The organism is Alteromonas sp. IB21 (assembly GCF_016405965.1).
Classification (GTDB): Bacteria; Pseudomonadota; Gammaproteobacteria; order Enterobacterales; family Alteromonadaceae; genus Alteromonas.
This window is the reverse complement of record NZ_JAEFCD010000049.1, coordinates 1-3,502: the sequence shown is the minus strand read 5'-3', so window position 1 is coordinate 3,502 and position 3,502 is coordinate 1. Positions and strand designations below refer to the sequence as shown.

The following is a 3,502-nucleotide window of genomic DNA, read 5'->3' as shown; positions in this document are numbered from 1 at the left end:
AGATCCTGCAAATACGTTGACAAGACTTATCGGTTGTTTGAAAAGCACTTTGAAGTATCAATAAAACTAATGCCGCTCGATTGGTGGAACAACTATTGGGAATCTATTCCAATAGAAGAAGATGTAAAGTAGCGCCTTTGAAGAAGTCCGCTAAACTGGATTAGTGTGATTACCAAGGGATTATGTCGGTCTAATTACCGAGCGACTTTGTCGCATTTAAGGTAACAGTTAGTATTATCCACTTCAATAAATATGCAAATATTTCCTTTGAAGCATGAGTTAATTAGACGTTTTGTATATTATTGAATTAACCAGAATATTAAAGGTAGCCAATGTATACAATCAGTAAACTCGCCAAAGAGGCAAATGTTGGTGTAGAGACCGTTCGTTTCTATGAACGCAAAGGCTTACTTGAACAACCCATCAAACCGATACAGGGATACAGGCAATATACAGAACAAGCACTTTCAAGACTATTGTTCATAAAGCGTGCACAGTATTTAGGTTTTACATTGGCGGAAATATCATCATTATTAATATTAAGTGCTAGTAATTGTGAAGATGTTCAGCAACTCGCTGAGCAAAAGCTTGCAGTAATTGAAGATAAGTTAAGAGATTTGCTTAACCTTAAAGACAGCCTTGTCTCGCTCATTTCAGACTGTAAAACTAATCCAAGTGATAAAGATTGCCCAATCATTCAGTCACTTCAACCGTAAAATGACTCATCACTTGACTCCGTACCCATATACGGAGTTTATGCTGTGCTTAAAAGAACAGTGTAATAAACGTAAATATGGCAAAAAGTAGTCAACTATCAATCTTAGGCGGGCTTGCCGCAGCAATCGGTGCAAGTGCCTGCTGTGCCGGGCCTCTTGTTTTACTTTTATTGGGTATAAGTGGTTCATGGATTAGTCATTTAACACTCTTAGACCCTTATCGTCCTATTTTTATATTCGTGGTTGTAGTTTTATTTGGCTTTGCTGGGTGGAAGATACATCAGCCTGTTGAAAACTGTGCGGATGACGAGGCTTGTGCAGTCCCAAAGGTAAGAACACGACGAAAAGCAGTATTTTGGTTTACCACACTGTTGGCGTTTGTTTTTGTTACCAGCAACTACTGGATCATATGGGTCGTGTAGGTGCTACCACTTAACTCTAATTGGAGAGAAAAATGAAGAAGTTATTGATTACAACTTTATTGTTGATAAGCAGCACGGCGACGTTTGCAAAAGATGTAACTGTTACGTTAGAAGTTCCGTCTATGGATTGTGTAACGTGCCCGATAACAGTAGAAAAAGCACTTGAGCGCGTTAAAGGCGTTAAACAAGTGGAAGTGACATTTGAAAATAAACTTGCTGTTGTAACATTTGACGATGAGATAACAAATCCTGATGCACTAACAAAGGCTACAAAGAATGCTGGTTATCCTTCATTAGTGAAGTCGTAAGGCCGTCGCTAGTTGAACGATATTGAAACCCTCAGAGGAACACAAAACTATGGCGAAAATAGAACTCTCATCGACGATTACTTGCCCACATTGCGATTACAGCCAGCAAGAAGAAATGCCAACCACTGCATGCCAATTTTTTTATGGATGCACTAAATGTAAAACACTGCTAAAGCCTTTGAGCGGCGACTGCTGCGTTTATTGCTCATATGGAACAGTGAAGTGCCCTCCAATTCAAGAGGGCAACAGTTGTTGTAATTGAAAAGTAGTCAGTTAAACAACTGGCTATTTATTATGCTGATTCATGCAAAGCTAGTGATCTCTCAATTCTCAGTGCGGTTGTATTCATATCATTTCTCAACCACATACTGCGCACGCCATTTGGGCTAACATCAATGCCTAATGCTTCTGTTAGCTTATGTGCCACCTTCTGCTGACCAAGGTGAGGATGTTCAGGAGAGAACTCGATTACCGCTTTCTCGATTTCCATATCTACACAGTTTTTATGCCGTATGTTAGGCGTTTCTTGCCGTTTTAGCGCATCAGGGCCACCTCGCTTAACCATTCTTAAGTGCCGATGAATAGTGTCTCGTGAGACGCTACTTTGGCGTGATGCAGCACTGACGCTTCCGAGCTTTTCGATTAACGCTAATACTTCAAGTTTCTTCTGTACTGCCAAGTCTTCTGATGCCAGTTTGCTTGGCTCATTAACTTCCGAGATCTTCAGTTTGCGACCAGCGAAGTGAGCGGTAAACCCTTTTTTACTCGTGTTCCTTATCTCGATTTTCTGATTGGCAATGGAGTGCTTGAGCGGTGAATCAATGAGGTAGAATTTGTTGCCATAACTGAAGGTATGGTCGTTACGTATTTTACGATGGTCTTTAATGACGCAGATATCATCAAGGTTGATGTGTTTTGACAGAGGCGTAAATTCAGGTGCTTGCTTTGATTTCACTTGGACTTTCGACTGCCAGAACTGCGGAATGAAGACATGCTTAAGGTAAGCATTGGCAGCGGCGATATCGTTGATATTGTTCAACCTAAGTTCGGGCACCAACCTGTCTTGGAAGGTTTCGAACGCTCGTTCAACGCGCCCTTTACCTTGTGGGGAATTGGCAAAGATAATTTCAATGCCCAGCTCCTCACAAGCGCGTTGCATTTGTGAGAAGTTACAACGCTTAGGCCCACCATAGATTCCGGCTCTGTCCACATAAAGTGTTTTAAACACACCTTTCTTTTCAAGGCAGTCACGCATGACTTTCAAACATCCAACGGTGGTCTCTGATGGGAAGAATTCAGCATAAACTTCACTGGTGGCATCATCTATCATCGCAATGAGACAATGCTTTTTGTTACCAAACCAACGGTGCGGACTACCATCCATTTGCATCATTAAGCCCGGTGCGGCCATACGTTCTCTGCGTTTACGAACATGGCTACGACGACGCTTAGCTCGCTTTACATGATGAATATCGTGCGCCCAACCACGTAAGGTCTCACGCTTAACAACAATGTGTTCATTCTCAGCCAACTGCTCGGCTAAGTGCAGTAAATTCAAATCAAAATACTTATCCTTAATTAACGCTTGAACGGCTTTTTTTATCGAAATAGGCGTTTTATTCGGGGGTGATTTACCGCAATTACCATGCACCACAAACTGAATACCGACTTCTTGATAGCGTTTTATATAGCGTTCAATTGAACGTCGGGATTTATTGAGTAACTTGGTAGCATTGGCAATCGATATTTTACCTTCAACCACTTTAGCTATTATATCAACGGTGAGTTGAGCTTTAGAATCCATCACAATCATCCTCAACATGCCTTCTAGTATTCAAAAAACAAAACACTAACAGGCACATAAAAAAATGACCGACAGAATCGCTTGGTAATTAAGATACGACAAAGTCGCTTGGTGTTAACACGCTAAACTGGATTAGTCGTCACTTAACCTGACACTTTCAGAGATAGAGCTAGACCAAAATTGACAGTCTCTTGTGCACGTGAAGCAGACCTTGGCTCATTAAGATTTTAATGACACGAATGAGGTAATCAA

At 41.2% G+C, this 3,502-nt stretch carries 5 protein-coding genes; 4 read left to right on the top strand and 1 reads right to left on the bottom strand.

Going from position 1 to position 3,502, the window contains the following annotated elements:
* The first annotated feature begins 332 nt into the window (after nucleotides 1-332).
* From JC525_RS19575 to JC525_RS20040, 4 genes are all read left to right on the top strand, one after another.
* Complete coding sequence (locus JC525_RS19575) at nucleotides 333-716, top strand: MerR family transcriptional regulator (RefSeq protein ID WP_014951206.1); 384 nt, start codon at nucleotides 333-335, stop codon at nucleotides 714-716.
* A gap of 77 nt (nucleotides 717-793) precedes the next feature.
* Nucleotides 794-1,138: a mercuric transporter MerT family protein gene (locus JC525_RS19570; protein WP_014951207.1), complete on the top strand. Its 345-nt coding sequence runs from the start codon at nucleotides 794-796 to the stop codon at nucleotides 1,136-1,138.
* Between the two features lie 32 nt (nucleotides 1,139-1,170).
* Nucleotides 1,171-1,446: a mercury resistance system periplasmic binding protein MerP gene (gene merP / locus JC525_RS19565; protein ID WP_014951208.1), complete on the top strand. Its 276-nt coding sequence runs from the start codon at nucleotides 1,171-1,173 to the stop codon at nucleotides 1,444-1,446.
* A 49-nt stretch (nucleotides 1,447-1,495) separates the two neighbouring features.
* Entirely contained in the window at nucleotides 1,496-1,708 is a 213-nt protein-coding gene (locus tag JC525_RS20040) for a GDCCVxC domain-containing (seleno)protein (RefSeq protein ID WP_233095328.1), read from the top strand.
* A gap of 30 nt (nucleotides 1,709-1,738) precedes the next feature.
* Here the strand turns inward: JC525_RS20040 and JC525_RS19560 are convergent, their stop codons facing one another.
* Nucleotides 1,739-3,259 (bottom strand): ISNCY family transposase, encoded by a 1,521-nt coding sequence (locus JC525_RS19560; protein ID WP_198817801.1) that lies wholly within the window; start codon nucleotides 3,257-3,259, stop codon nucleotides 1,739-1,741.
* Between the last annotated feature and the right edge of the window lie 243 nt (nucleotides 3,260-3,502).